Raw genomic sequence first — 16,479 nt, 5'->3', positions numbered from 1 at the left:
GGAGTGTGGAAGCCTGCTCGACAAATAGTGTAATGGAAAGAAAAAGGCCCGCCGCCGCGTAGCGGACAGACGGGCCTGAGCCGGGGCGCGTTATCGCGGCCCGGACATCAGCGTGTTATTCGCCAGCCGGTTTACGCGGGCGACGGCGGCGCGGCGGTTTGCCGTCCTGAGTGCGCGCTTTCGGCGCCTCGCCGTCCTGACGGCGCGGGGCATTATTCTGGCTGCGCGGCTGTCCGCTGCGTCCCTGACCCTGGCCGCCGCGTCCCTGACCTTGCCCACGACCGCCGCCGCGCTGCTGGCGACCGTTCTGGATAGGTTCGGCTTTAATGGACGGATCCGGCTCATAGCCGGCAATCGCGATGCGCGGGATCTCTTTTTTCAGCAGGCGCTCGATATCGCGCAGCAGCTTATGCTCATCCACGCACACCAGCGATAAGGCTTCGCCGGTGGCCGCCGCGCGACCGGTACGGCCGATACGGTGGACGTAATCTTCCGGTACGTTCGGCAGCTCGTAGTTCACCACGTGCGGCAGCTCTTCGATATCCAGACCGCGGGCGGCGATATCGGTCGCCACCAGCACGCGAATGCCGCCGGATTTAAAGTCGGCCAGCGCGCGGGTACGCGCTCCCTGGCTCTTGTTGCCATGGATCGCCGCGCTGCGGATGCCGTCTTTGTTGAGCTGTTCCGCGAGGTGGTTGGCGCCATGCTTGGTACGGGTAAACACCAGCACCTGCTGCCAGTTGCCTTCGCCGATAAGCTGCGACAGCAGTTCACGCTTGCGGTTCTTGTCAACAAAATGGACGTGCTGGGTGATCTGCTCGGACGCGGTGTTACGACGCGCCACTTCCACTTCCAGCGGGTTGTGCAGCAGTTTCTCGGCCAGGCCCTTGATCTCGTCGGAGAAGGTCGCCGAGAACAGCAGATTCTGTCGACGCGCCGGCAGTTTAGCCAGTACGCGACGGATGTCATGGATAAAGCCCATATCCAGCATACGGTCCGCTTCGTCCAGCACGAGGATTTCAACTTTATCAAGACTGACGGCGTTCTGATGTTCAAGATCCAGCAGACGGCCCGGGGTGGCGACGAGGATGTCGACGCCGCCGCGCAGCTTCATCATCTGCGGGTTGATGCTCACGCCGCCGAAGACCACCAGCGAGCGAATATTCAGGTATTTACTGTAATCGCGGACGTTCTCGCCCACCTGCGCCGCCAGCTCACGGGTCGGGGTCAGGATCAGCGCGCGCACCGGACGACGGCCCTTTGCGTGCGGCTCATTCTGGATCAGGCGCTGCAGCAGCGGCAGGGTAAAGCCCGCCGTTTTACCGGTGCCGGTCTGGGCGCTAGCCATCAGGTCACGGCCCTGCAGTACCGCCGGGATCGCCTGCTGCTGGATAGGGGTCGGCTCAACGTAGCCCTGCTCAGCGACAGCGCGCAGGATATCGGGATTCAGGCCAAGGGAATCAAAAGACATAACAACTCCGAACCGCCCCGGCCCGGTGAAGGGCGTAGTTTTCAGGGAGATTATTGCGATAAGAGATGGCAAAAACCACAATGCCATGAAGGGGCGCAGTCTAGCAGATTTTGTGACAGGCCGCATAAAATCTGCAAAAGAATGCCGCGCCTGGCTGGCGGGCATGAGAAGGCCGCCGAGCGCGCTCAGCGGCCAGTGGGTCATAGCAGCGCGGTTAACGCAGACGATACTTAATTTTTTCGACAATCTTCGCGGTGGAGATGCCGTAGCGATCGTGGAGGGTCGGCAGGGCGCCGGCTAACAGGAACGCGTCGGGCAGCCCCACGCTATCCAGCTCACAGCGTACGCCCTTACGCATCAGCAGCGCGGCCACCGCTTCCCCCAGGCCTCCGACCGCGGTGTGGTTCTCCGCAGTTACCACCAGGCGGCCCGGCTTCGACGCCTGTTCAATAATCGCTTTCTCATCCAGCGGTTTGATGGTCGGCACGTGCAGAACCGCCACGCCGATATTATCGGCCCGCAGCTTTTCAGCCGCCTCCAGCGCGCGCATGGTCATCAGCCCGGAGGAGATAATCAGCACATCGTTGCCGTCCTCCAGCAGCTTCGCCTTACCCAGTTCGAACTGATAGTCATATTTATCCAGCACCAGCGGCACCTTACCGCGCAGCAGACGCATATACACCGGCCCCTGGTGATCGGCAATGGCCGGTACCGCCTGCTCTATCTCCAGTGCATCGCAAGGATCGACGATAACCATCCCGGGGATACCGCGCATGATCGCCAGATCTTCGGTGGCCTGATGGCTGGGGCCATAGCCGGTCGTCAGGCCCGGCAGCGCCGCGCAGATCTTCACGTTCAGATGCTCTTCGGCGATGACCTGGTGAATAAAATCATAGGCGCGACGGGTTGCAAAGGCGGCATAGGTGGTGGCGAAAGGAATAAATCCCTCCTTCGCCATCCCCCCTGCCGCCGCCATCAGCAGCTGTTCGGCCATGCCCATCTGGAAAAAGCGATCCGGGAAGGCCTGGGCGAAAATATGCAGGTCGGTATATTTTGACAGATCCGCAGTCATGCCGACGATGTCCGGGCGCTGCGCCGCCAGTTTTGACAGCGCGACGCCGAAGGGCGCAGGGACGGTCGCCTGGCCTTCATCGGCAATCGAGGCGATCATCGCCGACGTTTTTAAACGGGGTTGACTCTGGCTCATTACAGCACTCCTTCCGGTTTGTTAGCGTCCAGCACCGCGATCGCTTTTTGCCATTCGTCGGCATCGACGCGAATAAAATGGTTTTTATCGCGGGTTTCGAGGAACGGCACCCCTTTGCCCATCAGCGTGTCGCATAAAATGACCCGCGGCTGATTGCCGGAATAACTTTTCGCGTTGTCAAAGGCGGCCATCACCGCCGGCAGATCGTTACCGTCCACGCGCTGTACGTACCAGCCGAAGGCGGCCCATTTATCCTGCAGCGGCTCAAAGCCGAGGATTTTGCGTGAATCGCCGTCAGCCTGCTGTTTGTTGACATCGACAAGGTTAATCAGGTTGCTCAGGCCATAGTGAGCCGCCGACATCGCCGCCTCCCAGGTCGACCCTTCGTCCAGCTCCCCATCGGACATGGAGTTGTAGACCCAGGCCTTGCTCTGTTTCTGCCGCAGCCCAAGCGCCATGCCGACGGCAATGGACAGTCCCTGCCCCAGCGAGCCGCCGGACATCTCCATCCCCGGGGTGTAGGTCGCCATGCCGGACATCGGCAGGCGGCTGTCGTCGGAGCCGTAGGTTTCCAGTTCGGCTTCCGGGATAATGCCCGCCTCCAGCAGCGCGGCATAATAAGCGATAGCGTAATGGCCATGAGAGAGCAGGAAGCGATCGCGCCCCTCCCACTCGGGATCTTCCGGGCGATAGGTCATGGCATGGCTGAAGGCGGTAGCGAGCACATCGGCATAGCCCAGCGCCTGGCCGATATAGCCCTGCCCCTGCACTTCCCCCATTTGCAGGGCGTAACGGCGAATACGCCACGCCGCCGCGGCGACTTTTTGTGATTCGGTCATCTTCATCTGTTTGCCTCGCTTAGTGAATTAACATGCCGCCGTTAACGTCCAGGGTGATGCCGGTGGAGTAGGAGGAAAGATCGCTGCCGAGGAACAGCGCGGCGCGCGCGATGTCTATCGCGTCGCCAAGGCGTTTCATCGGAATGCCGGCAAGAATGTTGGCCGTCATGTCATCAGTCAGCTTGCCGGCGGTAATGTCGGTCTGAATCAGCCCCGGGGTGATGCAGTTAACGCGGACGTTATCCGGGCCAAGCTCGCGCGCCATCGCCCGCGCCAGACCCAGCACCCCGGCTTTTGCCGCGCTGTAGTGCGGTCCGCCGAAAATACCGCCGCCGCGCTGGGCGGAGACGGACGAGATGCAGACGATGCTGCCGGATTTTTGCGCCCGCATGGTGGGGATAACCGCCTGCGACATCAGCAGCGTGCCGCGCAGGCTAACATCAAGCACCGCGTCATAGTTGGCGCGCTTGATATCCATCAGCTTCAACGGCTGGGTAATCCCGGCGTTATTGACCAGTACATCAACCCGACCGTATTTCGCCAGGATCTGTTCGATGGCCGCCTGCACCTGCACTTCATCAGCGACGTTGGCCGCCAGGCCGAGATGGCCTTCGCCTAATGCCGCCGCGGCGGTTTTACTGGCTTCGCCATTGAGGTCGATAATGACCACTTTCGCGCCGTTTTCGGCGAATAATTTCGCAGTCGCGAAGCCCAAACCGCGTGCGGAGGCCGCGCCAGTAATAATGGCGACTTTATCTTTTAATAACATAGTTTCACTCCATGACATTACGTCATATTAATTAACAGGATATATTTCCGTTATTGTGGTTCATCGAGGAAAAGAATCACCACCAAACCAATGGCGGCGCAGATACCAAAATAGGTAAATACAGAATTATAACTCCCGGTTTTATCAAGCAAGAAACCAGCCGCCATCGGCGCGACAAATCCACCGAGGTTGCCGCCGCTATTAATTATGGAAGAGGCGATTGGATAGGTTTTGCTATCCGAAACGGCCATACCGTACGCGGTAAAGGCTGGCCAGCCGATATTTAAACAAAAGCCGACAAAGAATAATCCAATACAAACTGCCAGGGTGCTGGCCGGGATATTCAGCATAATTAGCATCATGACCACCGTTGACACCGCAGTGAACATCATGGTGGGTTTACGCCGGCGGCCTAATAGCTTATCCGAAACCCATCCGCCGCCGATCGCGCCAATAAAGCCGCCGATGCACGGCATACTGGCCACGAAGCCCATACTCATTACATCGAAACCGCGCTCTTTGACTAAATACAGGGGGATCCAGGTTAATAATCCGTACAGCACGCTAACCATCATAAAATACGCCAGGCAGTCACCGAGAATATTTTTTGAGGTGAATAAGCCTTTCGCCGTATCAATTGGCGCCATTTTCTTTACCCGAATGATTTTATCCAGCCAGGTGAATCTTTCGGCAATTAAGATATTTTCGCGTACGCTATTATTATGACTTTCACGCCCGGCATTAATCTCTGCCAGTTCGCTTTGGGAAACAAATCCGCTCTCAGCAGGCTTGGATTTGACCAGCAGATACCACGCGATGGCCGCCACAATTCCGGGTATAGCAAAAGAGAAAAAGACCCACCGCCACCCCCAGGTCACCGCAATCCACACCGCCAGCGGCGGCACAATAATCGGCGCAAACATGGTCGCCGCGATGTAAACGCCGGTTGCCGTGGCTTTCTCTTTTGGTGGAAACCAGTTATTTATGGTGGAAGCCAGCCCCACCGGGCAAGGCCCTTCGCTCAGCCCCAGTCCCAGCCGCACCAGCTTCAGGCCAAACACGGAGCTCACCGTGCCCATCAGCCAGGTAAAGGCGGAGAAGCCGAAAATGGAGAGCGATACCAGCCCCCGGGTACCGCGTTTGGCGATGAAAAAGCCGGCCGGGATCTGGCTTACCGCATAGCCGAGGAAAAACATACTGGCGATGGCCCCGGCTTCAAAATTATTGATATGAAACTCATCAATGATGAAAGGCAGTACCGCGCCAATATTCGTTCGGTCGGCGTAATTGATGGCATACACCAGAAAAATCATCGTCAAAACCACGAAACGATATTTCGTTTTCCTGGCGTCAGTACAGACCAGCGTATCTATACGTGACATAGGGTTTCCTCGTTTTATACCTCATCCACTTCGCTGTAAGCTGCCGCTTCGGATCACCGCGTTTTACTATCCATACAGGAGCAAGAGATAAATGCTTTTCGCCAGCGAAACAGGTGGTTAGGTGTTTTATAATTGCGATGCAAGCACATCGCAGTTTGTTATCAGGCCTGTGAGAGGAATATAACAACCCCAAAATGAAACGGTATTCAAAAAACCTCAATTATGATTGAGAAAAATTGAGTTAGTGACTTCCCGCAAATTTTTAGCGTTTTCTGACCTGCGCGCTTTTAACAAGATAAATTGTTAAGCCCATCACAAATTAACGTTGTTTTTTCGCTTTTCCCTATGCTGTACATCCCGGCTGCGCCACGCTGTTCGCTATTTTCTTTTATTCGCGCCCCGCGCAGGATGCCGCCATGAGCCAACCGCTACCCAATAAAAATCTGCCGATGCCCTCTTTACGCAATATCCAGGCTTTTATTGAAGTCGCCGCTACCGGCAGCCTTAATCTGGCCGCAGAGAATCTCAATATTACCGCCTCGGCGGTCAGCCATCAGATAGCCAGCCTGGAGCACTTTCTGGGGAAAAAACTGTTCTCCCGCAGCAGCAAAGGCGTCACGTTAACGACGGTGGGAGAAAAATATCTCAAAGAGGTCTCCGGGGCGCTGAATATGATTGGCCAGGCCACCAGCCAGGTGATCAACGATATCCATCAGGATTATTTACGCATTCATTCGGCGCCGAGCTTCGGCCTGCTATGGCTGATGCCCCGTCTGGATAAATTCCGCCAGGCGTGGCCGGCGTTAAAAATCAGCCTGACCTGTTCATACGAAAGCATCCAGTTCTCCCGGGATAATATTGATATCGATATTCGTCACGGGCTGTCACAGTGGCCGACGTTGCTGGTCAGAACCATTAAAAATGAGCGCGTCCTGCCCTACAGCGCAGCGTCTTATTTAGCCAGCCATCCTGTGCAGGCTGTGGAAGATCTGCTGGCCTGCGATCTGATCCACTCCGACAGCACCTTGATTAACTGGAGCAACTGGCTGTCGTGGCACAAGGTCCGCGGCTGGCATAAAAACTTCATTTTTAATTTCGACCGGTCATATATGAGCATCGAGGCGGCCAGAATGGGAATGGGCGTGATCCTCGAGAGCAATCTGCTGGCCGGCGGACACGTGCGCCAGGGGCAGCTGACGCCGGTATTTGCCGACGAGCGGAGCATGCCGGTCGGCGCGCACCACTTCGTCCTCCCCCACGCTAATGAACAGAAGGAGAAGGTCCAGCGCTTCTTCGCCTGGGTCGCCGGAGAGCTGAAAGAGGAAGGGTTCCATATTTGATCCCGGCTGGTGGACAAACCGCCAGTCGGCGCCTAAAGTTAATCAATCGATTGATTAATTTTTACCGAGCGCGATGACCAGTAAAGGCGAACAGGCAAAAAATCAGCTTATCGCGGCCGCTATCGCCCAGTTTGGCGAGTACGGCCAGCACGCCACCACCCGCGATATCGCCGCCCAGGCCGGGCAGAATATCGCCGCTATCACCTATTATTTTGGCTCGAAAGACGATCTGTATCTTGCCTGCGCCCAGTGGATCGCCGATTTTATCGGCGACAATTTTCGCCCGCAGGCCGAAGCGGCGGAGCACCTGCTTGCCGGGGAAGCGCCGGATCGCCAGGCGATCCGCGACCTCATCCTTAGCGCCTGCCACAACATGATCCTGCTGCTCACCCAGGACGATACGGTTAACTTAAGCAAATTCATTTCCCGTGAGCAGCTGGCGCCGACCGCCGCCTACCATCTGATCCACCAGCAGGTGATTGCCCCCCTGCACCATTATCTCACCCGGCTGATTGCCGCCTGGACCGGCTGCGAAGCCAGTGATACGCAAATGATCCTCCATACCCACGCCCTGCTGGGCGAGGTGCTCGCTTTCCGTCTCGGGCGTGAAACTATCCTGCTGCGCACCGGCTGGACGCAGTTTGACGCGCAAAAAACGGAACAGATTTTCGAAGTCATTACCTGTCATATCGATTTCATCCTGCATGGGTTATCGCAAAGGAGTTTGGGCTGATGAAAAAACCCGTCGTCGTCATTCTGCTGATCGTGATTCTTCTCGCCGCGCTGGGCGGCGGCTGGTGGTGGTACCAGAGCAGCCGGCAGCAGCCGCTGACCCTGTATGGCAATGTCGATATCCGCACCGTCAACATGAGCTTCCGCGTTGGCGGTAGGCTGGCCTCGCTGACCGTCGACGAAGGCGACAGCATCCGCGCCGGGCAAACTCTCGGCGAGCTTGACCGCGCGCCGTATGAAAATGCCCTGCTGCAGGCCCAGGCCAATGTCTCCACCGCCCAGGCGCAGTATGACCTGATGATGGCCGGCTACCGCGCGGAAGAGATTGCCCAGGCCGCGGCGGCGGTGAAACAGGCGCAGGCCGCTTACGACTATGCGCAAAACTTTTATCAGCGCCAGCTCGGGCTGCGCGCCAGCAGCGCCATTTCCGCCAACGATCTGGAGAATGCCCGCTCCTCGCGCGATCAGGCGCAGGCAACGCTCAAATCGGCGCAGGATAAGCTGCGTCAGTATCGCGCCGGTAACCGCCCGCAGGAGATTGCCCAGGCCAAAGCCAGTCTGGAACAGGCGCAGGCGGCGCTGGCCCAGGCCAAACTGGACCTGCACGATACCGTGCTCACCGCCCCTTCTGACGGTACGCTGATGACCCGCGCCGTCGAGCCCGGCACTATGCTCAACGCCGGCGGTACCGTACTGACGCTGTCGTTAACGCATCCGGTGTGGGTCCGCGCCTATGTTGACGAGAAAAACCTCGGCCAGGCGCAGCCGGGACAAGAAGTGCTGCTCTATACCGACAGCCGGCCGGATAAGCCCTATCACGGCAAAATCGGTTTTGTCTCGCCGAGCGCTGAATTCACGCCGAAGACCGTCGAGACCCCGGATCTGCGCACCGATCTGGTCTACCGTCTGCGCATTGTGGTGACTGATGCCGACGGCGCGCTGCGCCAGGGAATGCCGGTGACCATCTCCTTTAGCCACGGGAACGGACATGAGTGAGACCGTCATCGCCTTAAACGGCCTGAGCCGCCGTTTTCCCGGTATGGACAGGCCAGCGGTAGCGCCGCTCACCTGCACGATCCGCGCCGGCTACGTCACCGGGCTGGTGGGGCCCGACGGCGCGGGGAAAACCACCCTGATGCGAATGCTCGCCGGATTGCTCAAGCCTGATGAGGGCCGCGCCAGCGTGATAGGCTTCGACCCGCTAAAAGACGACAGCGCCCTGCACGCGGTGCTCGGCTATATGCCGCAGAAGTTCGGCCTGTATGAAGATCTGACGGTGATGGAAAACCTGACCCTGTACGCCGACCTGCGCAGCGTCACCGGCGAGGCGCGGAAGAAAATTTTCGACCGCCTGCTGGAGTTCACCTCCCTTGGTCCATTCACCGAACGGCTGGCAGGCAAGCTTTCCGGCGGGATGAAGCAAAAGCTGGGCCTCGCCTGTACCCTGGTGGGCGATCCGAAAGTACTGCTGCTCGATGAGCCCGGCGTCGGCGTCGACCCTATCTCGCGCCGCGAGCTATGGCAGATGGTGCACGAGCTGGCCGGCGACGGCATGCTGATCCTGTGGAGCACCTCCTATCTCGATGAAGCGGAACAATGCCGCGACGTGCTGCTGATGAACGAAGGCAAACTGCTCTACCAGGGTGAGCCGACGGCGCTGACGCAAACCATGGCCGGGCGCAGCTTTCTGGTTTCCAGCCCGCAGGAGAACAACCGCCGCCTGCTGCAGCGGGCGCTGAAGCTGCCGCAGGTTAGCGACGGGGTGATCCAGGGCAAATCGGTGCGTCTGATCCTGAAAAAGGACGCGCGCATTGAGGAAGTCCAGCAGCATGGCGACATGCCGCCCCTGCAGGTGGCCGACACCGCGCCGCGCTTTGAAGATGCGTTTATCGACCTGCTCGGCGGCGCCGGGACCGCTGAATCGCCGTTGGGGGCGATTATCCATCGCGTTGACGGCAGCAAAGAGGAAACGGTCATTGAAGCCCAGTCGTTAACGAAAAAGTTTGGTGATTTCGCCGCTACCGACCATGTCGATTTCCAGGTCAAGCGCGGTGAAATTTTCGGCCTGCTCGGCCCCAACGGCGCCGGGAAATCCACCACCTTCAAAATGATGTGCGGCCTGCTGGTGCCCACCTCCGGCAAAGCGCTGGTGCTGGGAATGGATCTCAAGGTCAGCTCTGGCAAGGCGCGCCAGCATCTGGGCTATATGGCGCAAAAATTTTCGCTGTACGGCAACCTCAGCGTCGAGCAAAACCTGCGCTTTTTCTCCGGCGTCTATGGCCTGCGCGGCCGGGCGCAAAATGAAAAAATCGCCCGGATGAGCGATGCCTTTGGCCTGAAAAGTATCGCCCGCCACGCCGCCGACGAGCTGCCGCTCGGCTACAAGCAGCGGCTGGCGCTGGCCTGCTCCCTGATGCATGAACCCGATATTCTGTTTCTCGATGAACCCACCTCCGGCGTCGATCCCCTTACCCGCCGCGAGTTCTGGCTACATATTAATAGCATGGTTGATAAAGGCGTGACGGTAATGGTCACCACCCACTTTATGGATGAGGCGGAATACTGCGACCGCATCGGGCTGGTCTATCACGGCAAACTTATCGCCAGCGGGACCCCGGACGAGCTGAAGGCCCAGGCGGCGGACGACAGCCAGACGGACCCGACCATGGAGCAGGCGTTTATTACCCTGATTAACCGCTGGGACAAGGAGAATAGCCATGGGCAATAGCATTCTCTCCTGGCGGCGGGTCCGCGCCCTGTGCGTCAAAGAGACCCGGCAGATTGTGCGCGATCCCAGCAGTTGGCTGATCGCGGTGGTGATCCCCCTGCTGCTGCTGTTTATCTTCGGCTACGGCATTAACCTCGACTCCAGCAGGCTGCGGGTCGGCGTATTGCTTGAGCAGCAGAGCGAAGAGGCGCTGGATTTCGTCCATACCATGACCGGCTCGCCCTATATCGACGCCACCGTCAGCGACAGCCGCAGGCAGCTGATTGAGATGATGCAGGCCGGGCGCATCCGCGCCATGGTGGTCATTCCGGTGGATTTCGACCGCCAGATGGCCCGCCCCGGCGCCGACGCACCGCTGCAGCTCATCACCGACGGCAGCGAGCCCAATACCGCCAACTTCGCTCAGGGCTATGTGGAAGGTATTTGGCAAATCTGGCAGCAGCAGCGGGCGGAAGACCGCGGCGAAACCTTTGAACCGCTGATCGACGTGCAGATGCGCTACTGGTTTAACCCGGCGGCTATTAGCCAGCACTTTATTATCCCCGGGGCGATCACCATCATCATGACCGTGGTCGGCGCCATACTGACCTCGCTGGTGGTGGCCCGCGAATGGGAGCGCGGCACCATGGAGGCGCTGCTGTCGACGGAGATCACCCGCGCCGAACTGCTGCTGTGCAAGCTCATTCCCTACTATTTCCTCGGCATGCTGGCGATGCTGCTGTGTATGCTGGTGTCGGTATTTATTCTCGGCGTGCCCTATCGCGGCTCGCTGCCGATCCTGTTTGTCATTACCAGTCTGTTTTTGCTCAGCACCCTGGGGATGGGGCTGCTGATCTCAACCATTACCCGCAACCAGTTTAACGCCGCGCAGGTGGCGCTGAACGCCGCCTTTTTACCGTCGATTATGCTGTCCGGGTTTATTTTCCAGATAGACAGTATGCCGGCGGTGATCCGCGCGGTGACCTATGTGATCCCGGCGCGCTATTTCGTTAGTACTCTGCAAAGCCTGTTTCTGGCGGGCAATATTCCGGTGGTGCTGCTGGTCAACGTGCTGTTTTTGATTGCGTCGGCGGTGATGTTTATCGGTCTGACGTGGCTGAAAACCAAACGGCGTCTGGATTAGGTTTTGTCCGGTGGCGCTGCGCCGACCGGGCCTACGGTTTAACCAACATCGATTATACGGTTCGCCGATCCCGTAGGCCGGGCAAACGCAGTGCCGCCCGGCGTGGTTGAATGGGCCAAAGGAGCTATTATGTTTCACCGTTTATGGACATTAATCCGCAAAGAGCTGCAGTCGCTGCTGCGCGAGCCGCAGACGCGGGCGATTTTAATCATGCCGGTGCTGATTCAGGTGCTGCTGTTTCCCTTTGCCGCGACGCTGGAGGTGACCAACGCCACCATCGCTATCTACAACGAGGACAGCGGTCGCCACGCGGTGGAACTCACTCAGCGCTTTGCCCGCGCCAAAGCCTTTACCCACGTCCTGCTGCTGCAAAGCCCGCAGGCGATCCAGCCGACCATCGATGAACAAAAAGCTCTGCTGGTGGTGCGCTTCCCGGCCGATTTCTCGCGCAATCTGGATAACTATCAAACCGCCCCGCTGCAGCTTCTGCTCGACGGACGCAACTCCAACAGCGCGCAAATCGCCGCCAACTATCTGCAACAGATTGTGAAAAACTATCAGCAGGAGCTGCTGGAGGGTAAAGCGAAGCCGAACAACAGCGAGCTGGTGGTGCGCAACTGGTACAACCCGAATCTCGACTATAAATGGTTCGTGGTGCCGTCGCTTATCGCCATGATCACTACCATCGGGGTGATGATCGTCACCTCGCTGTCGGTGGCTCGCGAGCGCGAGCAGGGCACCCTTGACCAGCTGCTGGTCTCCCCCCTCGCCACCTGGCAAATTTTCGTCGGCAAGGCGGTGCCGGCGCTGATTGTCGCCACCCTGCAGGCAACTATCGTGCTGGCGATTGGTATCTGGGCCTATCAGATCCCGTTTGCCGGCTCGCTGCTGCTGTTCTATTTCACCATGGTGATTTACGGTCTATCGCTGGTGGGCTTTGGCTTATTGATTTCGTCGCTGTGCGCCACCCAGCAGCAGGCGTTTATCGGCGTGTTCGTCTTTATGATGCCGGCTATTCTCCTGTCGGGGTACGTCTCACCAGTGGAAAACATGCCGCAGTGGCTGCAGGATCTGACCTGGATAAATCCCATCCGCCACTTTACCGATATCACCAAGCAAATTTATCTGAAGGATGCGAGTCTGGAGATTGTGTGGGGAAGTTTGTGGCCGCTACTGGTCATAGCGGCCACCACCGGCTCAGCGGCGTATGCGATGTTCCGAAGGAAGATTGCGTAATACCCGTCATCGTTCAAACTACAACGGCGTTGGCTTTCCTTACTCACCCCAGTCGCATAGTTATCTATGCTTCTGGGGATTCGCTGCGTTGCCGCCTTGTTGTAGCTCGAACGCTTTAGGGTAACGGCTCTTATCTTTCGCCAGCAGCGAGACCACCGCCGGGCCAGCCAGTATCACCAGCCCGGCGAGGGCCAGCAGCAGGTTGTTGTGCAGCACGCGCGACAGCAGCCACAGCGCTATCATGGCCGCGCCGAAGTACCAGGTCGTGGTGAGCTCCTCAAGGAAGTCTCCCACATCGCGCCAGCGCGCCTCATGGTGACGCTGTAAAAACAGCATCGCCAGCAGCGTGACGCTGTAGAGGACGCACAGTCCCAATCCGACGCGCACCAGCGCGCCGCTCATCCAACCCATCACCAGTACTGCCACGACCAGTAGATGCAACATAATCTGCCAGCAACTAAGACCCGTTGCGACGCGTACACGTTGTTGCCACTTCATGGCTTCTCTCCTGAAGGATTTTTCTCTGCTACTCAGAGTACCGCACTTTACGGAAAATTCCGTAACACCGCATCTTTTTGTGACGTCTACTACACTATTTTATTCAGGAAAGTGACATTTACTGGAAAATTATGGCTGAGCCAACGGCGGGATTTTCGTTGAACGTGCTGACAATTAACACCCATAAAGGCTTTACGGCGTTTAATCGGCGTTTTATTTTGCCCGAACTGCGCGACGCCGTGCGCAGCGTTAGCGCGGATATTGTTTGCCTGCAGGAGGTGATGGGCGCTCATGAGGTACATCCGCTGCACATCGAAAACTGGCCGGATACGACCCATTATGAATTTCTCGCCGACACCATGTGGAGCGACTACGCCTACGGGCGCAATGCGGTTTATCCGGAAGGCCACCACGGCAACGCCGTGCTGTCGCGCTTTCCCATTGAATACTACGAAAATCGCGATATCTCGGTCGGCAACGGGGAGAAGCGCGGCCTGCTGTACTGCCGCATCGTGCCGCCGCGGAGCGGGATAACTATTCACGTGATTTGCGTCCATCTCGGTCTACGCGCCGACCAACGGCAGGCGCAGTTGACCATGCTGGCGGAGTGGGTCAATACCCTGCCCGCGGGCGAGCCGGTGGTGGTGGCTGGCGATTTTAACGACTGGCGTCAGCAGGCTAACCAGCCGTTAAAAGCCCAGGCCGGGCTGGAAGAGATCTTTACCCGCGCCCGCGGACGGCCGGCGCGCACCTTTCCGGTCAGTTTTCCGCTGTTGCGCCTCGACCGCATTTACGTCAAGAACGCCCACGCCAGTCGCCCGAAGGCGCTGGCCCTTAAACAATGGCGGCATCTGTCCGATCATGCACCCCTTAGCGTGGAGATACATTTGTGAAATGTCGTTGGCAGGAAGGCAACCGCATTACGCTACTGGAGAATGGCGACCAGTACTATCCGGCGCTGTTTGCGGCCATCGGTCGCGCCAGCCGGCGGGTGATCCTCGAATCCTTTATCTGGTTTGAAGATGAGGTAGGCCGGCGGCTGCACGCGGTCCTGCTCGAGGCTGCCCGCCGCGGCATCCAGGTGGAGGTGCTCCTCGACGGCTATGGTTCCCCGGATCTCAGCGATGAATTTGTCGGCGAGCTCACCGCCGCTGGCGTGATTTTCCGCTACTACGATCCGCGTCCTAAGCTGATGGGGATGCGCACCAATCTGTTCCGTCGCATGCACCGTAAAATCGTGGTAATCGACGACACCACCGCCTTTGTCGGCGGTATTAACTACTCCGCCGAACATATGAGCGACTACGGTCCGGAGGCGAAGCAGGATTATGCGGTGCAGGTCGAAGGGCCGGTGGTGCTCGACATCCTGCAGTTCGAGCTGGAAAACCTGCCCAACAGCGAAACCGCCCGCCGCTGGTGGCGACGTCGTCGCCACCAGCCGGAGATTAACCAGACCCCCGGCGAGGCGCAGGCGCTGTTCGTCTGGCGCGACAACCAGGATCACCGCGACGATATTGAACGCCACTACCTGAAGATGCTGACCAGCGCCCGCCGGGAAGTGATTATCGCTAACGCCTATTTTTTCCCCGGCTACCGCCTGCTGCATGCGATGCGCAATGCCGCGCGGCGCGGAGTACGGGTTAAGCTGATCGTGCAGGGCGAACCGGATATTCCCATTGTGAAGTTTGGCGCCCACCTGCTCTATCACTATCTCGTTAAGGGCGGGGTGCAGATTTACGAATATCGCCGTCGCCCGCTGCATGGCAAGGTCGCTCTGGCAGACGACCACTGGGCCACCGTTGGGTCAAGCAACCTGGATCCGCTTAGCCTGTCGCTGAATCTGGAAGCCAATCTGATCATCCACGATCGGGTGTTTAACCAGACGCTGCGCGATAATCTCAACGGGCTTATCGCCCGGGATTGCCAGCGCATCGATAAAACGATGCTGCCGAAACGCAACTGGTGGCGGCTGGGCGTCAGCGTGATGGCTTTCCACTTTCTACGCCACTTCCCGGCATGGGTCGGCTGGTTACCGGCTCATACCCCGCGGCTGGCCAGAGTCAGCCCGCCGGTCCAGCCGGAAATTGAAACTCAGGACCGCGTCGAGTCTCCAGCCAGGGATAATCCACTATGAGCAAATCACATCCCCGCTGGCGGATGGCGAAAAGAGTGCTTACCGTGCTCTTTTTTATCGCCGTCATCGTCCTGCTGGTGATCTACGCGCAAAAAGTCGACTGGCAGGACGTGTGGAAGGTGATCCGCGGCTACGATCGGCTGGCCTTGTTTAGCGCCATTGCGCTGGTTATCGTCAGCTACCTCATTTACGGCTGCTACGATCTGCTCGGTCGGGCCTATTGCGGGCACAAGCTGGCGAAACGCCAGGTCATGCTGGTGTCGTTTATCTGCTACGCCTTCAACCTGACCCTCAGCACCTGGGTCGGCGGGATCGGTATGCGCTACCGGCTGTACTCGCGGCTGGGGCTGAACGGCAGCACCATCACCCGTATTTTTTCCTTAAGCATTACCACCAACTGGTTGGGCTATATTCTGCTGGGCGGGGTGATATTCACGGCAGATCTGGTGAAGCTGCCGCCGCACTGGTACATCAGCCAGACCACTCTGCGCATTATCGGCGGGGTGATGCTGATCCTTACGCTTTGCTATCTGTTCGGCTGCGCGTTCGCTAAACGCCGTCACCTGACGATTAAAGGCCAGCGGCTGGTGCTGCCCTCCTGGCGCTTCGCGCTGCTGCAGATGGGGCTCTCGGCGGCGAACTGGATGGCGATGGGGGCGATAATCTGGCTGCTGTTGGGCAGCGAGATTAACTATTTTCTGGTATTAGGGGTGCTGCTGGTGAGCAGTATCGCCGGGGTGATTATCCATATTCCGGCTGGGATCGGCGTGCTGGAGGCGGTGTTTATCGCCATGCTCTCCGGGGAAGATATTTCGAAGGGCGCGATCATTGCCGCCCTGCTCGCCTGGCGCGCGCTCTATTATTTCCTGCCATTGCTACTGGCGACGGTGGCCTATCTGCTGCTGGAGAGCCGGGCGAAAAAGCTACGGCAAAAGAACCAGCGCAAGCTGGCCCGCGAATGAAACGGCCTGGTCGCGCTGCGCTTGCACGGGCCTACGGAGTGTGAGCCTGTGAGAGGAT

At 58.5% G+C, this 16,479-nt stretch carries 16 protein-coding genes; 9 read left to right on the top strand and 7 right to left on the bottom strand.

Annotated elements, in window-relative coordinates; all coding sequences use genetic code 11:
* Positions 1 to 115: 115 nt before the first annotated feature.
* The 6 genes from rhlE to HMPREF3140_RS28975 form a co-directional block, all read right to left on the bottom strand.
* Positions 116 to 1,471 carry an ATP-dependent RNA helicase RhlE gene (gene rhlE, locus HMPREF3140_RS23465; protein ID WP_004151702.1) on the bottom strand — a complete coding sequence of 452 codons (1,356 nt, stop codon included), beginning with the start codon at positions 1,469 to 1,471 and terminating at the stop codon, positions 116 to 118.
* Between the two features lie 214 nt (positions 1,472 to 1,685).
* Entirely contained in the window at positions 1,686 to 2,678 is a 993-nt protein-coding gene (locus HMPREF3140_RS23460; protein WP_004176778.1) for a transketolase family protein, read from the bottom strand.
* A complete protein-coding gene (locus HMPREF3140_RS23455; RefSeq protein ID WP_002895753.1) occupies positions 2,678 to 3,523 on the bottom strand; it encodes a transketolase in 846 nt (281 codons plus the stop codon). Before HMPREF3140_RS23455 ends, HMPREF3140_RS23460 begins: the two co-directional genes overlap by 1 nt.
* A 13-nt stretch (positions 3,524 to 3,536) precedes the next feature.
* Positions 3,537 to 4,286 (bottom strand): SDR family NAD(P)-dependent oxidoreductase, encoded by a 750-nt coding sequence (locus HMPREF3140_RS23450; protein ID WP_032411091.1) that lies wholly within the window; start codon positions 4,284 to 4,286, stop codon positions 3,537 to 3,539.
* A 50-nt stretch (positions 4,287 to 4,336) separates the two neighbouring features.
* Complete coding sequence (locus HMPREF3140_RS23445; protein WP_032411089.1) at positions 4,337 to 5,668, bottom strand: MFS transporter; 1,332 nt, start codon at positions 5,666 to 5,668, stop codon at positions 4,337 to 4,339.
* Positions 5,669 to 5,955: 287 nt separating this feature from the next.
* Positions 5,956 to 6,093, bottom strand: coding sequence for a hypothetical protein (locus HMPREF3140_RS28975; RefSeq protein ID WP_004142057.1), 138 nt, complete (start codon positions 6,091 to 6,093; stop codon positions 5,956 to 5,958).
* Between HMPREF3140_RS28975 and HMPREF3140_RS23435 the strand changes: the two genes are divergently transcribed.
* The 6 genes from HMPREF3140_RS23435 to HMPREF3140_RS23410 all read left to right on the top strand — a co-directional run bounded on the left by HMPREF3140_RS23435 (position 6,085) and on the right by HMPREF3140_RS23410 (position 12,827).
* Positions 6,085 to 7,008 (top strand): LysR substrate-binding domain-containing protein, encoded by a 924-nt coding sequence (locus tag HMPREF3140_RS23435; protein ID WP_032411088.1) that lies wholly within the window; start codon positions 6,085 to 6,087, stop codon positions 7,006 to 7,008. The two genes, HMPREF3140_RS28975 and HMPREF3140_RS23435, sit on opposite strands and share 9 nt — an antisense overlap.
* Before the next feature lie 73 nt (positions 7,009 to 7,081).
* The gene (cecR, locus tag HMPREF3140_RS23430) at positions 7,082 to 7,741 is read left to right on the top strand and encodes a transcriptional regulator CecR (protein ID WP_002895746.1); all 660 of its coding nucleotides are present in this window, start codon (positions 7,082 to 7,084) and stop codon (positions 7,739 to 7,741) included.
* Complete coding sequence (gene hlyD / locus HMPREF3140_RS23425; protein WP_002895745.1) at positions 7,741 to 8,736, top strand: secretion protein HlyD; 996 nt, start codon at positions 7,741 to 7,743, stop codon at positions 8,734 to 8,736. Before cecR ends, hlyD begins: the two co-directional genes overlap by 1 nt.
* A complete protein-coding gene (locus HMPREF3140_RS23420; protein ID WP_012737689.1) occupies positions 8,729 to 10,468 on the top strand; it encodes an ATP-binding cassette domain-containing protein in 1,740 nt (579 codons plus the stop codon). Before hlyD ends, HMPREF3140_RS23420 begins: the two co-directional genes overlap by 8 nt.
* Positions 10,458 to 11,591, top strand: a complete 1,134-nt coding sequence (locus HMPREF3140_RS23415) for an ABC transporter permease (RefSeq protein WP_002895739.1) — start codon at positions 10,458 to 10,460, stop codon at positions 11,589 to 11,591. Before HMPREF3140_RS23420 ends, HMPREF3140_RS23415 begins: the two co-directional genes overlap by 11 nt.
* 129 nt (positions 11,592 to 11,720) lie before the next feature.
* Complete coding sequence (locus tag HMPREF3140_RS23410) at positions 11,721 to 12,827, top strand: ABC transporter permease (protein WP_004142068.1); 1,107 nt, start codon at positions 11,721 to 11,723, stop codon at positions 12,825 to 12,827.
* 60 nt (positions 12,828 to 12,887) lie between these two features.
* On the opposite strand, the gene HMPREF3140_RS23405 is transcribed toward HMPREF3140_RS23410, so the two are convergent.
* Positions 12,888 to 13,325: a YbhQ family protein gene (locus HMPREF3140_RS23405; protein ID WP_032411086.1), complete on the bottom strand. Its 438-nt coding sequence runs from the start codon at positions 13,323 to 13,325 to the stop codon at positions 12,888 to 12,890.
* A gap of 131 nt (positions 13,326 to 13,456) precedes the next feature.
* On the opposite strand from HMPREF3140_RS23405, the gene HMPREF3140_RS23400 reads away from it, so the two are divergent.
* The 3 genes from HMPREF3140_RS23400 to HMPREF3140_RS23390 are packed head-to-tail and all read left to right on the top strand — an operon-like array spanning position 13,457 to position 16,421.
* Positions 13,457 to 14,218 carry an endonuclease/exonuclease/phosphatase family protein gene (locus tag HMPREF3140_RS23400; protein WP_004179098.1) on the top strand — a complete coding sequence of 254 codons (762 nt, stop codon included), beginning with the start codon at positions 13,457 to 13,459 and terminating at the stop codon, positions 14,216 to 14,218.
* Positions 14,215 to 15,459, top strand: coding sequence for a cardiolipin synthase ClsB (clsB, locus tag HMPREF3140_RS23395; RefSeq protein WP_002895730.1), 1,245 nt, complete (start codon positions 14,215 to 14,217; stop codon positions 15,457 to 15,459). The genes HMPREF3140_RS23400 and clsB overlap by 4 nt, the downstream gene beginning before the upstream one ends.
* Positions 15,456 to 16,421 carry a lysylphosphatidylglycerol synthase domain-containing protein gene (locus HMPREF3140_RS23390; RefSeq protein ID WP_002895728.1) on the top strand — a complete coding sequence of 322 codons (966 nt, stop codon included), beginning with the start codon at positions 15,456 to 15,458 and terminating at the stop codon, positions 16,419 to 16,421. The genes clsB and HMPREF3140_RS23390 overlap by 4 nt, the downstream gene beginning before the upstream one ends.
* The last annotated feature ends 58 nt before the right edge of the window (positions 16,422 to 16,479 follow it).

The organism is Klebsiella sp. HMSC16A12, assembly GCF_001808265.1.
GTDB classification, from domain to species: Bacteria; Pseudomonadota; Gammaproteobacteria; order Enterobacterales; family Enterobacteriaceae; genus Klebsiella; species Klebsiella pneumoniae.
The sequence above is the reverse complement of the archived record's forward strand: the minus strand, read 5'-3'. Positions and strand labels throughout refer to the sequence as shown.

Excerpts from the sequence above, each read along its gene's own strand:
- HMPREF3140_RS23435 (WP_032411088.1), top strand. The coding sequence starts at position 6,085 with ATGAGCCAACCGCTACCCAATAAAAATCTGCCGATGCCCTCTTTACGC.
- HMPREF3140_RS23460 (WP_004176778.1), bottom strand. The coding sequence starts at position 2,678 with ATGAGCCAGAGTCAACCCCGTTTAAAAACGTCGGCGATGATCGCCTCG.
- HMPREF3140_RS23445 (WP_032411089.1), bottom strand. The coding sequence starts at position 5,668 with ATGTCACGTATAGATACGCTGGTCTGTACTGACGCCAGGAAAACGAAA.
- HMPREF3140_RS23400 (WP_004179098.1), top strand. The coding sequence starts at position 13,457 with ATGGCTGAGCCAACGGCGGGATTTTCGTTGAACGTGCTGACAATTAAC.
- HMPREF3140_RS23455 (WP_002895753.1), bottom strand. The coding sequence starts at position 3,523 with ATGAAGATGACCGAATCACAAAAAGTCGCCGCGGCGGCGTGGCGTATT.
- HMPREF3140_RS23420 (WP_012737689.1), top strand. The coding sequence starts at position 8,729 with ATGAGTGAGACCGTCATCGCCTTAAACGGCCTGAGCCGCCGTTTTCCC.
- HMPREF3140_RS23415 (WP_002895739.1), top strand. The coding sequence starts at position 10,458 with ATGGGCAATAGCATTCTCTCCTGGCGGCGGGTCCGCGCCCTGTGCGTC.
- HMPREF3140_RS23450 (WP_032411091.1), bottom strand. The coding sequence starts at position 4,286 with ATGTTATTAAAAGATAAAGTCGCCATTATTACTGGCGCGGCCTCCGCA.
- hlyD (WP_002895745.1), top strand. The coding sequence starts at position 7,741 with ATGAAAAAACCCGTCGTCGTCATTCTGCTGATCGTGATTCTTCTCGCC.
- cecR (WP_002895746.1), top strand. The coding sequence starts at position 7,082 with ATGACCAGTAAAGGCGAACAGGCAAAAAATCAGCTTATCGCGGCCGCT.
- HMPREF3140_RS23410 (WP_004142068.1), top strand. The coding sequence starts at position 11,721 with ATGTTTCACCGTTTATGGACATTAATCCGCAAAGAGCTGCAGTCGCTG.
- rhlE (WP_004151702.1), bottom strand. The coding sequence starts at position 1,471 with ATGTCTTTTGATTCCCTTGGCCTGAATCCCGATATCCTGCGCGCTGTC.
- HMPREF3140_RS23390 (WP_002895728.1), top strand. The coding sequence starts at position 15,456 with ATGAGCAAATCACATCCCCGCTGGCGGATGGCGAAAAGAGTGCTTACC.
- HMPREF3140_RS23405 (WP_032411086.1), bottom strand. The coding sequence starts at position 13,325 with ATGAAGTGGCAACAACGTGTACGCGTCGCAACGGGTCTTAGTTGCTGG.